The organism is Cupriavidus basilensis OR16, assembly GCF_000243095.1.
Taxonomy (GTDB): Bacteria; Pseudomonadota; Gammaproteobacteria; order Burkholderiales; family Burkholderiaceae; genus Cupriavidus; species Cupriavidus basilensis_D.
This window is the reverse complement of the sequence record NZ_AHJE01000028.1, coordinates 17638-32321: the sequence shown is the minus strand read 5'-3', so window position 1 is coordinate 32321 and position 14684 is coordinate 17638. Positions and strand designations below refer to the sequence as shown.

At 69.2% G+C, this 14684-nt stretch carries 12 protein-coding genes and 5 pseudogenes; 10 read left to right on the top strand and 7 right to left on the bottom strand.

Annotated elements, in window-relative coordinates; all coding sequences use genetic code 11:
* A pseudogene (locus tag OR16_RS44020) lies at window positions 1–633 on the top strand (PLP-dependent aminotransferase family protein); the annotation flags it as partial.
* On the opposite strand, the gene OR16_RS47245 reads toward OR16_RS44020, so the two are convergent.
* From OR16_RS47245 to OR16_RS11445, 4 genes and pseudogenes are all read right to left on the bottom strand, one after another.
* Window positions 576–911, bottom strand: a complete 336-nt coding sequence (locus tag OR16_RS47245) for a hypothetical protein (protein WP_272942840.1) — start codon at window positions 909–911, stop codon at window positions 576–578. The pseudogene OR16_RS44020 and the gene OR16_RS47245 sit on opposite strands and share 58 nt — an antisense overlap.
* Window positions 793–1719, bottom strand: a pseudogene (locus tag OR16_RS11455) (3,4-dihydroxy-2-butanone-4-phosphate synthase); the annotation flags it as partial. The gene OR16_RS47245 and the pseudogene OR16_RS11455, both read right to left, overlap by 119 nt.
* Complete coding sequence (locus OR16_RS11450) at window positions 1716–2615, bottom strand: alpha/beta hydrolase (protein WP_050982942.1); 900 nt, start codon at window positions 2613–2615, stop codon at window positions 1716–1718. The gene OR16_RS11450 and the pseudogene OR16_RS11455, both read right to left, overlap by 4 nt.
* Entirely contained in the window at window positions 2498–3157 is a 660-nt protein-coding gene (locus tag OR16_RS11445) for an SDR family NAD(P)-dependent oxidoreductase (protein WP_006158126.1), read from the bottom strand. Before OR16_RS11445 ends, OR16_RS11450 begins: the two co-directional genes overlap by 118 nt.
* A 433-nt stretch (window positions 3158–3590) precedes the next feature.
* Between OR16_RS11445 and OR16_RS11440 the strand changes: the two are divergent.
* Window positions 3591–4728, top strand: a pseudogene (locus OR16_RS11440) (helix-turn-helix transcriptional regulator); the annotation flags it as partial.
* A gap of 35 nt (window positions 4729–4763) precedes the next feature.
* On the opposite strand, the pseudogene OR16_RS45605 reads toward OR16_RS11440, so the two are convergent.
* From OR16_RS45605 to OR16_RS44015, 3 genes and pseudogenes are all read right to left on the bottom strand, one after another.
* Window positions 4764–5075 (bottom strand): annotated as a pseudogene (locus tag OR16_RS45605) (VOC family protein); the annotation flags it as partial.
* Between the two features lie 14 nt (window positions 5076–5089).
* Window positions 5090–6025 carry a 5'/3'-nucleotidase SurE gene (locus OR16_RS11430; RefSeq protein WP_006158123.1) on the bottom strand — a complete coding sequence of 312 codons (936 nt, stop codon included), beginning with the start codon at window positions 6023–6025 and terminating at the stop codon, window positions 5090–5092.
* A 74-nt stretch (window positions 6026–6099) separates the two neighbouring features.
* Window positions 6100–6249 carry a hypothetical protein gene (locus OR16_RS44015; protein WP_158001346.1) on the bottom strand — a complete coding sequence of 50 codons (150 nt, stop codon included), beginning with the start codon at window positions 6247–6249 and terminating at the stop codon, window positions 6100–6102.
* Between OR16_RS44015 and OR16_RS11425 the strand changes: the two genes are divergently transcribed.
* The 8 genes and pseudogenes from OR16_RS11425 to OR16_RS11395 all read left to right on the top strand — a co-directional run bounded on the left by OR16_RS11425 (window position 6249) and on the right by OR16_RS11395 (window position 14683).
* Window positions 6249–7400 (top strand): LLM class flavin-dependent oxidoreductase, encoded by a 1152-nt coding sequence (locus tag OR16_RS11425; RefSeq protein ID WP_006158122.1) that lies wholly within the window; start codon window positions 6249–6251, stop codon window positions 7398–7400. The two genes, OR16_RS44015 and OR16_RS11425, sit on opposite strands and share 1 nt — an antisense overlap.
* Window positions 7401–7521: 121 nt before the next feature.
* A complete protein-coding gene (locus OR16_RS11420; RefSeq protein WP_043419351.1) occupies window positions 7522–8715 on the top strand; it encodes an acyl-CoA dehydrogenase family protein in 1194 nt (397 codons plus the stop codon).
* A gap of 19 nt (window positions 8716–8734) precedes the next feature.
* Window positions 8735–10490, top strand: a pseudogene (locus OR16_RS11415) (FAD-dependent oxidoreductase).
* Between the two features lie 57 nt (window positions 10491–10547).
* Window positions 10548–11066 carry a flavin reductase family protein gene (locus OR16_RS11410; RefSeq protein ID WP_006158120.1) on the top strand — a complete coding sequence of 173 codons (519 nt, stop codon included), beginning with the start codon at window positions 10548–10550 and terminating at the stop codon, window positions 11064–11066.
* 27 nt (window positions 11067–11093) lie between these two features.
* Window positions 11094–11756 (top strand): FAD-dependent oxidoreductase, encoded by a 663-nt coding sequence (locus OR16_RS45600; protein WP_237717026.1) that lies wholly within the window; start codon window positions 11094–11096, stop codon window positions 11754–11756.
* Window positions 11756–12892 (top strand): FAD-binding protein, encoded by a 1137-nt coding sequence (locus tag OR16_RS45595; protein ID WP_237717027.1) that lies wholly within the window; start codon window positions 11756–11758, stop codon window positions 12890–12892. The genes OR16_RS45600 and OR16_RS45595 overlap by 1 nt, the downstream gene beginning before the upstream one ends.
* Window positions 12876–13643: an SDR family oxidoreductase gene (locus OR16_RS11400; RefSeq protein WP_006158119.1), complete on the top strand. Its 768-nt coding sequence runs from the start codon at window positions 12876–12878 to the stop codon at window positions 13641–13643. Before OR16_RS45595 ends, OR16_RS11400 begins: the two co-directional genes overlap by 17 nt.
* An 11-nt stretch (window positions 13644–13654) precedes the next feature.
* Window positions 13655–14683, top strand: a complete 1029-nt coding sequence (locus tag OR16_RS11395; RefSeq protein ID WP_006158118.1) for a ferredoxin--NADP reductase — start codon at window positions 13655–13657, stop codon at window positions 14681–14683.
* Window position 14684 lies beyond the last annotated feature (1 nt).

Sequence of the window (14684 nt, the reverse complement as noted above, 5' to 3'; positions counted from 1 at the left end):
GAGGACGACTACGACAGCGAGTTCAACTACAGCCGCGCGCCGCTGCCCGCGCTCAAGGCAATGGATGATGGCGATCGCGTGATCCACTGCGGCAGTTTCAACAAGAGCCTCTATGCGTCGCTGCGCATTGGCTACGTGGTGATGCCGGACGCGTTGCGGCCCGCGCTGTGCCAGTTGCGCGCCACCACCGGGCGCTCCAACAGCCTGGTCGAGCAGCTGGCGCTGGCGTCCTTTCTCCGCGCCGGTGGGCTGTCGCGCCACCTGCGGATCTCCCGGAACGTCTACCTGCGCCGCCGGGATATCGTACTGGCGGCGTTGCGCTCGGTGCTGGGCGAGCACCTGCGCGTGAGCGGGGAGCACGCCGGGTTTCATTTTGTGCTCTGGCTGCCTGACGGCGTGGCCGAGCACCAGGTGGTGCGGGCGGGCATGGATGCCAGCCTGGCACTGCAGGGCTTGAGCGAGTTTTGCCGCGAGCGGCGCCTGCCGCCGGCGCTGGTGATTGGCTACGCCGCCGCGCAGGACGACCTGCTGCGCGGCGCGGCCATGCGGCTTGGCCAGGAGATTGCCGCGCTGATTCAGCCCGGCGGCACGAACCCTGTCACCTCCAGCTCGAAGCCCGCGATGTTGCGGTAGGGCACCGGCACGCCCAGCATGCGCAGTTTGCGCGCGCCTAGGTCGCGCAGGATCTGCGCGCCCACGCCCAGCGCGCGTTGCGCGAAAGCGGGCCGCGCGGTCTGCCAGGTTGGCCCGGACTGGTCCAGCAGGGCCGGACTGGTCCAGCAGGGCGAGTTGCTCAAGCAGGTGATGCGGGGCTTCACGTTCGGCCAGCAGCACCAGGATGCCGCAGCCTTCCTCGCCGATCCGCGCGAGGGACCGCGCCAGGTTCCAGCCCGGCGTGGCAGGCGCCGCATGCGCGGATTCGAAAGCAAACAGGTCGCGCAAGGTTTCCACGGTTTGCACGCGCGTCAGCACGGGCTCGGCAGGATCTGGCTGCCCCAGTACCAACGCCAGGTGCACGGCGTCGATCGGCGCATCGTGGTACGCATGCACGACGAAGTCCCCGAAGGGCGTGACCAGGCGGTTGCTCTGGCTGCGGCGCAGGGCGCTTTCCACCAGCAGGCGATGATGGATCAGGTCGCTGATCGCGCAGACCAGCAGCCCATGCTCGCGGGCGAAGGCCAGCAAGGCGGCGCCGCGCAGCAACTCGCCGGCATCGTCCAGCAGCACCGTGTAAGCGCCCGCGGCTTCGCGCCCGGCGAGCCTGGGCAAGTCAGAGCAGGCCTCGGCAAAGTCTGCGCTGCGCAGCACGCCATCCGGTTGCGCCACCACGGGGAAGACGTGGCCCGGCTGGACCAGGTGGGCAGGCGCGGCGTTGGCGGCGGCGGCCACGCGCATGGTGAGCGCGCGGTCCGCCGCGCAGATGCCCGTGGAGACGCCTTGCACGGCCTCGATCGATACGGTGAATGGCTCCTGCTTGCGGCCCTGGCGGCGCCCGCCCGCCATCATGTGCAGGCCGAGCTGCCGCCGGCGGGCATCCGTGATGGCCAGGCAGACCAGGCCGCGCGCGTGCGCCGCCATGAAGTTCACGTCCGCTTCGCTCACCTGGTCAGCGGCAACCAGCACGCAGCCGCTGGCCTCAGCCGTGTCCTCCTCGATAACGACAACGCGCTGGCCGGTGGCGATGGCGCGCAGCACGTCGCCAATCGGTGCGGGGCTCATGCGGCCTCCCGCGCATCGGCAAAGGCGGCGCGCAAGGCTGCCGCCGCCAGGTCGAGTGCCGCGTCGGCCGCCTCCAGCAAGCCTTGCATGCTCATGAAGCCGTGAATCTGCCCAGGCCAGCGATGGATGGCGGCAGCCACGCCGGCATGCTGCATGGCGGCGCCATAGGCCTCGCCCTGATCGCGCAGGGGGTCGCATTCGGCCGTGATGATGGTGGCCGGCGCCACGCCCGCCAGTTCGCGCTGGCGCAGCGGGCTGGCGCGCACATCGGCGGCATGGCGCGGGTCGGGGAGATAGTGGCGGGCATACCAGCGCAGCATGTCCTCGGTCAGGAAGCAGCCTTGCGCGAAGCTGCGCCAACTGCCGGATTCGTCCGCGCAATCCAGGTATGGATACAGCAGCAACTGGTGGCGCAGCGCCACGCTGCCACGCAATTGCTGGCAGGCAACCGCCGCCAGGTTGCCGCCCGCGCTGTCGCCGGCAACAGCCAGCCTGCCCGGCAGCGCCCCTAGTTCGGCGGCGTGCGCGGCACTCCAGCGCAGCGCCGCGCAGGCATCGTCGGCGGCCGCTGGAAAGCGTGCTTCCGGTGCGAGCCGGTAGCCGACCGATAGCACCAGGGTGCCCGCGCGGTTCGCCAGCGAGCGGCAGATATTGTGATGCGTTTCGATCCCGCAGGTGACGAAGCCGCCGCCGTGGAAGAACACCGTGAGCGGCCAGGGGCCATCGCCATGCGGCCGGTAGAGGCGGGCGGGTAAGGGGCCGGCGGCTCCGGCCACGCTCAGCTCGCGTTCTTGCGCGACCGCATCGCCCGGAGCGAACGGGGGAGACGCGGCCAGTACGGCCCGGTAGGCCTCTGGCGTGAGGGTGGTGAAGTCGAGTGGCGGGAACTGCGCCATGGCGTCGAGCCCGCTGCCTGCAGTTCCATCGCCAGCCCCTCGCTCAATGCCACCACGCCCTGCTTGGACACCGTATAGGGCGCAAGCCACGGACCTACGGCAAGACCCGCCATCGAGGCGATATTGACGATATGCCCGCTGCCTTGCGCCGCCATGCGAGGCACGAAGACGCGCAAGCTGTGGATGACGCTCCACAGGTTGACGTTCAGCACGCGCTCGAACACGGCGGCATCCAGCTCCCAGCAGGCGCCGGTCGCCAGCACACCGGCATTGTTGAAGAGCAGGTCGACCCGGCCCAGCAGCTCGAAGCTGCGCGCGCAGAGCTGCTCGACCTGGGCAGCCTGCGCCACATCGGTTGGCAGTATCGCGATCGTTTGCGGGTGGTGTGCCAGTTCGCCGTGCACGCGCAGCAGCGCGTCGGCATCCTTGTCCGCCAGCACCAGCGCCACACCCTGCGCGGCGAGCGCGTGGGCCAGGGCCCGGCCTATGCCGCCGCCGGCGCCTGTGATCACTGCAGTCTTTCCGGTCTCGTTTGCCGCCATGGCGGGTCTCCTCTCGAAGGGGTTGGAATGGATGGCGCGCAGGATTGCGTCCGCCCATTTCTACCGGCCGGGCCCGGCCCTCGCATCGTCTGTTTGAGTGAGGAGCCAGGCGCCGCGCCCGGCTCAGGGATTGCCCTGAGAGGGGAGTTGCCTAGTCCGTTTGCAGTATGTGAGCGCGCGCAAGGAGGGTAAGGTCTGGCCTAGCCGCAAGCGGTGACGCGGGTGCAAAAACAAGCGCCGGCAACGCCGCGCGGCGTGATACCACGGCGGCGTCACAGGGCGCGCGAATAGGTGCAAACCATGACGCGCAATCCTGACGCCGGCGCAGTGGCGATCCCTATAATCGGGAACCGCCGGGGGGGGGGGCGCAGTGCCCCTGTCAAGGCAAACGCCGGCCGCAGAGCCAGGTGTGAATAGTGGGAGACAAAGAGGTATGTTGATGGAGGCAAGCCACAGCCAGGAAGCGGCGCTTTGCTATGCGCCGGTGTCGCTCTCGCTAGCGGATTTCAGTACGCTGCTTGGCAAGGTCTACCAGGGGCCCATGGAGCAGGTGCCATGGAGCAAGGCGCTGGAACTCATCCGCGCCCACCTGCGCGCGAACTACGTCACGCTGATCCTGCGCTCGCCGGCCAGCGACCGGCCGGGCCTGATGGTGCACGCCAGCGAGCAGGGCGGCACCACCTTGCCTGGCGAGGCCATGTACAACAACTATTACTACGCGCTCGACCCCTTCGTTGGCTTGCCGGCTGACCGCGTGGTGACGATCGACGAGCAGCTTGGCACGGGGGCGTGGTGCAACAGCGACCTGTATCAGCAGTTCCTGAAGCCGCTCGGCATCCGCTATCTGCTGGGCGCGGATATCCGCACCGACGACGGCGTGGAATGCCGCTTTCGCGTGTGCCGTAACGCTGATGCGCCGGACTTCTCGGAGGCGGACAAAGCCATTTGCGCGGTGCTGCTGCCGCACCTGCGGCGTGCGGTCGATCTGCACTCGCGCATGGATGTGGTGGAGTCGGAGCGCACGCTGTACGCCAGCGCCATCGATCGCATGCTGGTCGGCATGGCGATACTCGACGAGACCGGCGCCATCATGCGGACCAATTCGGCCGCGGACGAGATCCTCGCCGACAAGGACGGCATCCGTATTGCCAGGGGCTCGCTGGATGTCGAGTACGCACAGGAGAACCGCCAGTTCCAGCGCCTGCTGCGCCAGGCCATCATGGGCCATATCGGCACCGCGCCGGCGGTGATGGAGGCGATGTCGATCACGCGGCCTTGGCGAACGCGAAGCTGGGCGTGCTGATCCGCACGATTCCGCTGAGCGAGTGGTCGGAAGACAACAAGCGCCGGCCTTTGTTGGTTGTTTTCTATCCGCGACCCGGAGCGCAAGTCGCAGGCTTCGCACGAGGTGGTGCGCAAGCTGTTTGGTTTTCCGGCGGGGGGAACCCCTAGCTCGCGCTGCAACTGGCCAACGGCCTCGCGCTGGAAGAAGCGGCCGAGGAGCTCGGCATCAGCAAGAACACGGGGCCACGCTGGTGCGCATGCTGCTCAGCAGCGTGGTGGCGCTCGGCCTGGCGGGCTTGGCGCTGACCACCAGCGGGAATCCCTGCGGCGTGGTCAGCACCGCGCGCAACTCGTGCGGGCCGCTGGCAAGCGGCTGCGCGATCCGCGCGCCGCCCGCCAGCAGACGCTCGATCGCCGCCGCGATATCCTCGCCGGCTTCCAGCCGGAATGCCAGCGCGGGCTGGGAGACAAGCCGCTCCTCGCCGGCCACCAGCGCTACCGTGATGGGGCCGGCATCGAGCGCGCAATAGCGCCCGCCATCGCGAAACTTCACCGCCAGGCCCAGGCCCTGCTCGAAGAACGGCAGGGCGGCGTCGATATCGTCCACCGGGTAAAGCAAGAGGTTCGATTGCATGCTGGCGCTCCTTGTCAGCGGGCTGGCGCCGCGTGGTGGCACACGGCGCCGCTGGCGCCTTCACAGGCCGCCACGAAGCCGCTCAGCCGCTGGTAGACCGCCTCGCCCTGCGCGGCCGGTGCGTCGAGGCGGGCGCCGATCACGCTGATGGTGATGTTGCCGCGCTCCACCTCGCGTCCCTCGGAGCGGGCGGCGCCGCCATCGTACTGGGTCCTGGCATCGCCCAGCACCACGCCCGGGCGTGCCGGCAGCGTCATGCCCGGCAGCGCGTGCGGCGCCATGTCGTCGACGAACACCATGTGATAGGGCGAGTAGTCGCCATTGACCGTTTGCATGATGCCCCGGATGGCGTTGGTGCGCGGCAGGTTCACGTTCAGTCCCACGCCCGGTGGCAGCAGCGCCTCGGCCGGGTTCTTGCGGCTCGCCTGCAATTGCGTCACCAGCGCGGACACGATGCCCGCCACCTTGGCCGGCGCATCCTCGCCGTGGTCGGCGCTTACCGCCATGGCCGGCACGCCGCGCCGCAGCGCAATTTCCAGCACGCCGATGGTCCCGGACAGGTTGACGAGATAGCCCGCGTTCCAGCCGATGTTCGGCCCGGAGATGACGAGGTCGGGCGCCTTGTCCCGGAACACCCGGTCCAGGCCATACATGGCGGCCACTGCCGGCGTGCTGTCGACGATATGCACGTTCGGGTCCTGCGGGTCGCGGCTTATGTCGACCGGCGCGAAGTATTCGAACGAGGCCGAGGCGCCGCTGAAGTTGCGCTTCGGCGCCGCCATCACCACGTGGTGTCCTTCCTGCTTCAGCCTGGCGTACAGGGCGCGGATGTTGGGCGATTGATAGCCGTCGTCGTTGGACAGCAGGATGTCGAGCGCATGGGCGGGCGTGGCGGTGCCTGTCAGCAGCGCGGCCAGCAGCAGCGTCTGGCGAAGCGGGGGAATCTTCATGAGGGCGTATCCGTGTGCATGTGGTGAGTGGTCCTGGACATGATAGGGACACGGTGCCGCTGCGCATAATCCAATCAGACGATGCCGCGCTCGGCGCGGCCGCACACACTGCAGTCACGCAGGCCAGCAATGACGGTGCCGGCGATGGCGCCGCCAGCCACGACAACGCGGCAGCGCTCGCCGCCGATGGCCTGGAAACCAAAAGCAAAGAAAGGGGACCGCAATGCGATTTTCGCTGATTTACGAAGCACAGACTGTCGACGCGTCGCGCGCCGGCGACCACAAGGTGTTCGACGAAATCATGGAGCAGGTGGAGCTCGCCGAGGACATGGGTTTCGATGTCGTCTGGGCGGTGGAGCACACGGCGTTGACCAACTACGCGCACATGAGCGCGCCGGAGACGTTCCTGGCCTTCGTGGCCGGACGCACGCGCCGCATCGGCATCGGCCACGGCGTGGTCTGCCTGCCGCCGGCGATGAACCATCCGGTCAAGGTGGCTGAGCGCGTGGCCACGCTCGACATCCTCTCCGGCGGGCGCGTGCACCTCGGCGTGGGCAAGGGCGGCACGCAGCAGGAAGCGGGAACCTTCGGCTACGACCTCAATACCCTGCACCCGATGATCGACGAGTCGATGTACCTGATTCCGAAAATCCTCACCCAGGACGAGATCGAGCACGACGGCGAGTACATCAAGATCCCGCGCCGTCCCATCCATCCCAAGCCGCGCCAGGACCCGCATCCGCTGATGTACCTGGCATGCACCAACGCTGACACGCTGCAGCGCGCGGGCGCGCGCGGCATGGGCGCGCTGGTGCTCGGCTTCGGCGGCCCGGAGGACGTGGCCAAGAAGAACGCCATCTACCGCGAAGCGTGGGAGACACGCGAGGCGAAGGACCAGGTCGGATTCCGTCCGCACCAGCATCTTGCCGCGCTGTGCCCGACCATCGTGCTGGAAGACGGCGTGGCCGCGCGCAAGATCGGCATCAAGGGGCAGCGCTATTTCATGGAGTCGCTGGCGTACTGGTACTCCGGCGGCGAGCGCCCCGATCCCGACGCATGGGACGCGGAGAACGTCACCGAGGAGGACGCGCAGGGCAAGGCCGTGATCAAGACCAGCTTCGCCTCGGAGAAGGTCACGGTGGACTTCAGCGATCCGTCGATGATGATGCTCAACCCCAACCATGCCTACGGCACGGTGGAGGACTGCATCGGCTATGTGCAGCGCCTGATCGACGCCGGCGCCGACGAGATCCTGTTCATCTGCCAGATGGGCACGGTGCCGCAATGGGCCCAGCTTGAAACCATCCGCAATATCGGCGAACAGGTGATCCCGCACTTCCGCGCCCAGGGCCGCAAGCTGCGCGCGCTCGCCTGAGCGAGCCATCGGACCATCGCCACCGCGCGACTAGTCCCCTCGGACGATGGCGCGGGGCGGCGGCGATGGCAGCATGAAGGCACAACAAGACCGGCCCGGTGGCCGGCAAGAGGAGATGGCGGTGCATCGAGACAACTACCCCGAAGGACTGGCAGCCGAACTGATCGGCCGCGCGCACGAAATGATCCCGGTGCTGGCGCAGCGCGCGGGCCAGGCCGAGGCGCAATCGCGCATCCCGGCCGAAACCGTGGCCGACATGCAGGCCGCGGGCTTGTTCAAGGTCTTGCAGCCGCGCCGCTATGGCGGCCATGAGTTGGACCCGCAGGCCTTCTTCGACATCCAGATGGCCCTGGCCAAGGGCTGCATGTCCACCGCCTGGGTCTATGGCGTGGTGGGTGTGCACAACTGGCAGCTTGCCTTGTTCGACGACCGCGCGCAGCAGGACGTCTGGGGCACGGACAACAGCACGCTGATCGCCTCGACCTACATGCCGGTGGGCAAGGTGGTGCCGGCGGACGGCGGCTTCCGCTTCTCCGGGCACTGGAAGTTCTCCAGCGGCAGCGAGCTGTGCGACTGGATCTTCCTCGGCGGCCTGGTGCCGCCGCAGCAGGCCGGTGCGGCGCCCGAGTACCGCACCTTCCTGCTGCCGCGCAGCGACTACACCATCGTGCGCAACTGGGATGTACTGGGCCTGCGTGCCACCGGCAGCCACGACATCGTGGTCGACGACGTGTTCGTGCCGGCGTACCGCACCCACAGCGCCATCGACGGCGCCATGGGCACCAGCCCGGGCTTGTCGCTCAACAAGGCGGCGCTGTACCGGTTGCCGTTCGCCCAGATCTTCGTGCGTGCCGTCTGCACGGCTTGCATCGGCGCGCTGGAAGGCGGGCTCGACGATTTCATTGCCTATGCCGATGGCCGGGTCAGCGCCAACAGTGGCAGCAGGACGGCCGAGGACGGCGGTGCCCAGCTTGCCTGCGCCAACGCGGCGGCCGGCATTGACGAGATGCGCACCATCCTGCGCCGCAATTTCGACGAGCTGATGGCAACGGCGCACCGGGGCGAGCAGCTCGATGCCGCGCGCCGCGTGCATTTCCGCTACCAGTCGTCGCAGGTGGCCCAGCGGTGCGCGCAACTCGCCGACAGCCTGCTGCGCTACGCCGGCGGCAATGGTATCTACGTCGCCAATCCGCTGGTACGCCGCTTTCTCGACCTGCACGCGGCGCGTGCCCACTATGCCAACAACCTGGATCGTTTCGGCCAGAACCTGGGCGGCGTGATGATGGGCCGCACCAACACCGATTTCTTCATCTGAGGCCGGCGTGGAGCGGATCATGAATCAGGACACAGGGCAGCCAGGCGGCACCGGCGTGTTTGATGTGGTGGTGGTCGGCTCCGGCGCGGGCGGCATGCTGGCAGCCTGCCGCGCGGCGGACCGCGGCCTGTCCGTGGTGGTGCTGGAGAAGAGCGGCCAGTACGGCGGCACCTCGGCGGTATCCGGCGGCGGGATCTGGATCCCGCTCAACCACCATATCGAAGAAGCGGGTGGCAGCGACAGCTACGACGCCGCGCTCACCTATCTCGAAGCGTGCACCGAAGGCCGCTCCACGCCCGCCAAGCTGCGCGCCTACCTTGAGCACGGTCCGCGCATGCTGGGCTACCTGGAGCAGCGTACCGGGGTGCGTTACTACGCGCTGCCGCGCTATGCCGACTACTTCCAGCGTTTGCCGGGCGCGCTGCCCGGGTATCGCGCGCTGGATCCGATGCCCTTCGATGGCGCGCTGCTGGGCGAGGAGTTCGCGCGGCTGCGCCCGCCGTCTCCGGGGACGCTGGTGGCGGGCCGGGTGGCGGTGACGTCCGCCGAGGCCCACGTCATGTTGAGCAAGAGCCGGGGCTGGGTGGGTGTGGTGGGTGGGTGTGGCGGCCCGGCAGTTCGGGCGCTATTGGCTGGATCTGGGCTGGCGCCGCCGCACCGCGCGCGACCGCCGGCTCACGCTCGGCAACAGCCTGGTGGGCGGCTTGCGCCACGCCATGATGACGCGCGGCATTCCGCTGTGGCTCGATACCGTGCTGGAAGACCTGCTGGTGGAGGAGCACGGCGGCGCGGCGCGCGTCACCGGCGTGCTGGCGCGGCGCCATGGCGCGCAAGTACACATCGAAGCCCGGCGCGGCGTGATCCTGGCCGCGGGCGGCTTCGAGCGGAACCAGGCCATGCGCGAGCAATACCTGCCGCACCCCAGCCGCGCAGAGTGGAGCGCCACGCCGCCGCACAACACTGGCGACGGCATCCATGCCGCGCAGCGTGCGGGCGCGGCGCTGGAGCTGATGTCGCATGTCTGGGGCGCGCCAACGGTGAAGGTCAGCGGCGAGGAGAAGCAGCGCGCGATCTTTGTCGAGCGCGCCTTGCCCGGCTGCATCGTCGTCAACGGGCAGGGCAGGCGCTTCGTCAACGAGGCCGCACCGTACTCCGAGTTCGTGCCCGCGATGTACCGCGACCACGAGCAGACGGGCTGCAGCGTGCCGGCATGGCTGGTGTTCGACGCCACCTTCCGCCGCAAGTATCCCTGTGGGCCGATCCTGCCCGGATCGATCATGCCGGACCGCCGCATACCCGCGCCCTTCGCGGACATCCTGCTGCGCGCCGATTCGCTCGACGCGCTCGCCCGCTTCGCCGGCATCGACCCCGCTGGCCTGGCGCATACCGTCAGCCGCATGAACGGCTTCGCGGCGAGCGGGGTGGACGAGGACTTCGGCAAGGGCGACAACGTCTTTGATACCTACTACGGCGACACCCAGGTCCGCCCCAACCCGTGCCTGGCGCCGATCGGGCGCGCGCCGTTCTACGCGGTGCGCATCGACGCGGGCGATATCGGTACCAAGGGCGGACTGGCGACCGACGCCAGCGCCCGCGTGCTGCGCGAGGACGGGTCGCCCATCGACGGGCTGTTCGCCATCGGCAATACCAGCGCCTCGATGATGGGCGCCAGCTATCCGGGCGCCGGCTCCACCATCGGGCCAGCCATGACCTTCGGCCTGATCGCCGCCGATGCGCTGGCGGGCGGGGAAGCCGGGCAGGGCCAAGTGGATTAACACCATGATGCGCGCGATGCGGCTTGCGCGCCGCGCATCACACAGGCAGGAGGCATGATGAACCAGACTATTTCCCCGTCGTTGCGCGACGATATGCTGATGGCAATGCGCCGCATGGCGCGCTCGGTTGCGGTGGTCAGTTGCCGCGAGGGCGAGCGCCGCTATTCGATGTCGGTCACCGCGGTCGATTCGCTGTCCGCGGATCCGCCTTCGCTGCTGATCTGCATCCACCGCAATGCCTCGATCTACCCGGCCCTCGATGCGGGGGTGGATTTCTGCGTCAACCTGCTGGCGGCCGATCATCGCGACATTGCCGTCGATTGCAGTGGCCGGCTCAAGGGCGAGGAGCGCTTTAGCACGGGCCAGTGGGAGGCCGACCTGCTGGGCGTGCCGTTCCTGCGGGATGCCCAGGCCAACCTGATCTGCGAACAGGACGGCCGCTTCGACTACGGTACCCACGCCGTCTTTATCGGCCGCCTGCGCGAAGTCCGGCTGGCCGGCGAGGTGGCGCCGCTGGTCTATGTGGACGGCGCCTACTCCACCTCGGCGCCGCTGGCCAGCCTGCGGGCGGCCTGAGGTGAACCCGACGCCGGAGCCTGCGCGATGACCAACGCCTTCGTTCCCGATCCCGCTTCTGATCCCGCTTCTGAATCTGCTTCTGAATCTGCTTCTGAATCCACCTGCGGCGGGGTCAATGCGGTATCGCCGCCGCTGGTCGTTGCCGACCCGGGCGCCTACGGCTGGGATGCCCGCTGCGACGTGGCGGTGATCGGCTTCGGCGCGGCCGGCGCTTGCGCGGCGCTCGAAGCCGCGCGTGGCGGGCTCGGCGTGATCGTGGCCGAGCGCTTCGAAGGCGGCGGCGCCAGCGCCAGGAGCGGCGGCGTGGTGTATGCCGGCGGCGGCACGCCATACCAGCAGGCCGCCGGCTACCGCGACACGCCCGAGGCCATGGCGGCATACCTGCGCCAGGAGGTTGGAGACGCCGTCGGCCATGCCACGCTGCAGGCTTTCTGCGCGCGCAGCACCGGCATGATCGCCTGGCTGGAGCAACTGGGCGCGCGCTTTGCCGCCACCGTGCCGCCACGCAAGACCTCGTATCCCGCGCAGGACTACTACCTCTACTACTCGGGCAACGAGGCCGTGGCGGACTACGCGCGGCATGCCGAGCCGGCGCCGCGCGGCCATCGCTGCAAGGGCCGTGGCATGTCCGGTCATGTGCTGTACGGCGTGCTGCGGCGCGCGGTGCTGGCGCAGGCCGGGACGTGATGCGCCATGCCGCGGCGCGCCGCCTGATTGTCGATGGGCAAGGCGCTGTCATTGGCGTGGAACTCCGGCGCCTGCCGCCGGGCCGCCTGCAACGCAGGCATGCCCGCCTGGCGCGCTGGGCCGAGCGCCTGCACAACCTTTGCCCGGCGCTGGCCGATGCCTTGCGCCGGCGCGTGACGCAGCTGGAAGAGCACTTCGCGCAGCCCTATGCAGTGCGTGCCGGCGCCGTGGTGCTGGCCACCGGCGGCTTTATCTTCAACCCGGCCATGGTGGCCGCGCATGCCCCCAAGTACCGCCGCAACTGGCGCCTGGGCACCACCGGCTGCGATGGCAGCGGGATCCGCCTCGGCCTGTCCGTAGGGGCCGCGGCGCGGCACCTGGAGCGCGTTTCCGCGTGGCGCTTCATCAACCCGCCGTTCGACTGGGCGCGCGGCTGCGTGGTCGACGCGCAAGGCGCGCGCATCGGCAACGAGGAAGTCTACGGCGCGCGGCTCGGCCACGCCATCTGCGAGGAGCACGGCGGCCGCGCCTGGCTGATCCTGAACGCGGGGCTGGTGCGCACGGCCCTGCGCGATTGCGTGACCGGACGCCTTTGGGCCTTCCAGCGCGTGCCCGCCATCATGCTGATGCTGTTTGGTGCCACGCGTGCGCCCGGTATCGAGCCGCTGGCCGACAAGCTTGGCATGCCGCGAGCGGCCTTGCTGGCGACGCTGGCGGCGTATAACGCGGCGGCGCGCGGAGAGCGGCCCGACCCCGCGGGGAAGTCCGCGGCGATGTGCGCATCGCTCGAACGTGGGCCCTATCTGGCCATCGACATCTCCGCGCATAGCCGCACCTTTCCCTGTCCCGCGATCACCCTTGGCGGCCTGCGCGTGGACGAGGCATGTGGCCAGGTGCTGGCGCGAGGCGCCGGCGGCCAGGCGGCGCCGATCCCGGGCCTGTACGCGGTCGGCCGCACGGCGGTCGGCATCGCATCGAATCACTACGTGAGCGGCCTGTCGCTCGCCGACTGTATCTGGTCGGGGCGCAATGCCGGGCGCCATCTCGTTGCACTGGCAGCCCTGGCGGACCAGCCGGGCCGCAATGAAGACATCGACGAACACACCAAGGAGACAAGCCATGAGCAAACGAGTTGAAGGAAAGATCGCCATCGTCACCGGCGCCGCCAGCGGCGTCGGCAAGGAAGACGCCCTACTGCTGGCGCGCGAGGGCGCGCGCGTGGTGCTGACCGACCTGAACGAGGAGGCCGGCCACGCCGTGGCGCGCGAGATCGGCGACGCCGCCATCTTCGTGCCCCACGATATCGCCAGCGAAGCCGGCTGGCAGCAGGTCATGAAGCGCACCCAGGACCGCTTCGGCACGCCGGGCGTGCTGGTCAACAACGCCGCGGTGCTGGCGCTGGGCTCGGTGGAGGACACCACGCTGGAGCAATGGCAGCGCGTGATGCGCGTCAACGCCGACGGCTATTTCCTGGGCTGCAAGTACGGCGTGGGCGCGATGAAGGAGCGCGGCGGGGTCATCGTCAATATGTCTTCGGTGGCGGCGCTGGGCGGCATGGGCGTGTTCTGCGCCTATAGCGCCAGCAAGGGCGCGGTCGCCGCGCTCACCCGCAGCGTGGCGGCTTACTGCAAGCAGCGGGGCTACAAGATCCGCTGCAATTCTGTCCACCCGGATGGCATCCTGACGCCGATGACGGCCGCGCTGATGCAGGGCGCGGCCGATGCCCCGGCCACGCACGAGCAGGCGGGCGGCGATCCGATGCAGCGCATGTGCCTGCCCGGCGACGTGGCGAACCTGGTGCTGTTCCTGGCCTCGGAGGAGTCGCGCTTTGTCAACGGCGCCGAGCTGCGCATCGACAATGCGCAGACCATCATGGGCGTAGCCTGATCGCGGACATCATGGTGCAAGCGCAATTCCACCCGCTGCGCATCGCCCAGGTGGTGGCCGAAACCGACGAGGCAAGCTCGCTGGTGTTCGAGCTGCCCGACGGGCTGCGCGATACCTTCGCCTACCGGCCAGGCCAGTTCCTGACGCTCAAGGTGCCGCTGGAGGGCACCGCGCAGCAACGCTGCTACTCGCTGTCCAGCAGCCCGCAGGTCGACAGCGCGCTGCGGGTGACCATCAAGCGCGTGCGCGGCGGGCGCGTATCCAACTGGATCTGCGACCGGCTCGGGGCTGGCGACACGGTCGAGGTGATGCCGCCCGCCGGCGTCTTCACGCCGCGCAGCCTGGATGGCGATCTGCTGCTGTTTGCCGGCGGCAGCGGCATCACCCCGGTGCTGTCGATCGCCAAGGCCGCGCTGCGCCATGGCGGCGGCAACGTCACGCTGATCTATGCCAACCGCGACGAACGCAGCGTGATCTTCCGCGATGCGCTGCGCGAACTGGCCGCGCGCCACGCGGACAGGCTGCGCGTGATCCACTGGCTGGACAGTGTGCAAGGGCCGCCCTCGCAAGCCCAGCTCGAAGCGCTGGCCTCGCCGTGGGGCCATGCAGACTGCTTTATCTGCGGACCGGGGCCGTTCATGGACGGGGCCCAGGCTGCCTTGCAGGCCCTTGGCGTGGCACGCGAGCGGATTCACGTGGAGCGCTTCGGCGCGCCGCCGCCCGCGCCAGGGCAGGCCGAAGTAGCCACCCCGCCGGTTTCCGCTCCGGCTGCGCTGGAGGTGGAACTGGATGGCGTACGCCACCGGCTCGACGCGCAGGCGGGCGAAACCGTGCTCGACGCCATGCTGCGCGCCGGTGTGGCGGCCCCGAACTCCTGCCGCTCCGGCCTGTGCGGCGCCTGCATGTGCCAGGTGACGCGCGGCGAGGCCACGCTGGGCGAGAACCATGTGCTCGACCCCGCCGACCGCGAGGCCGGCTGGACCCTGGCCTGCCAGGCCCGCGCGGCCGGCAGCGAACTGCACCTGAAATTTCCCGACTGAC

What these genes read in the sequence shown, in the direction of transcription:
- OR16_RS47245 (WP_272942840.1), bottom strand. Translation starts at nt 911, where the DNA reads ATGCGGCGCCTGCCACGCCGGGCTGGAACCTGGCGCGGTCCCTCGCGC.
- OR16_RS11450 (WP_050982942.1), bottom strand. Translation starts at nt 2,615, where the DNA reads ATGGCGCAGTTCCCGCCACTCGACTTCACCACCCTCACGCCAGAGGCC.
- OR16_RS11445 (WP_006158126.1), bottom strand. Translation starts at nt 3,157, where the DNA reads ATGGCGGCAAACGAGACCGGAAAGACTGCAGTGATCACAGGCGCCGGC.
- OR16_RS11430 (WP_006158123.1), bottom strand. Translation starts at nt 6,025, where the DNA reads ATGAAGATTCCCCCGCTTCGCCAGACGCTGCTGCTGGCCGCGCTGCTG.
- OR16_RS11425 (WP_006158122.1), top strand. Translation starts at nt 6,249, where the DNA reads ATGCGATTTTCGCTGATTTACGAAGCACAGACTGTCGACGCGTCGCGC.
- OR16_RS11410 (WP_006158120.1), top strand. Translation starts at nt 10,548, where the DNA reads ATGAACCAGACTATTTCCCCGTCGTTGCGCGACGATATGCTGATGGCA.
- OR16_RS45600 (WP_237717026.1), top strand. Translation starts at nt 11,094, where the DNA reads ATGACCAACGCCTTCGTTCCCGATCCCGCTTCTGATCCCGCTTCTGAA.
- OR16_RS45595 (WP_237717027.1), top strand. Translation starts at nt 11,756, where the DNA reads ATGCGCCATGCCGCGGCGCGCCGCCTGATTGTCGATGGGCAAGGCGCT.
- OR16_RS11400 (WP_006158119.1), top strand. Translation starts at nt 12,876, where the DNA reads ATGAGCAAACGAGTTGAAGGAAAGATCGCCATCGTCACCGGCGCCGCC.
- OR16_RS11395 (WP_006158118.1), top strand. Translation starts at nt 13,655, where the DNA reads ATGGTGCAAGCGCAATTCCACCCGCTGCGCATCGCCCAGGTGGTGGCC.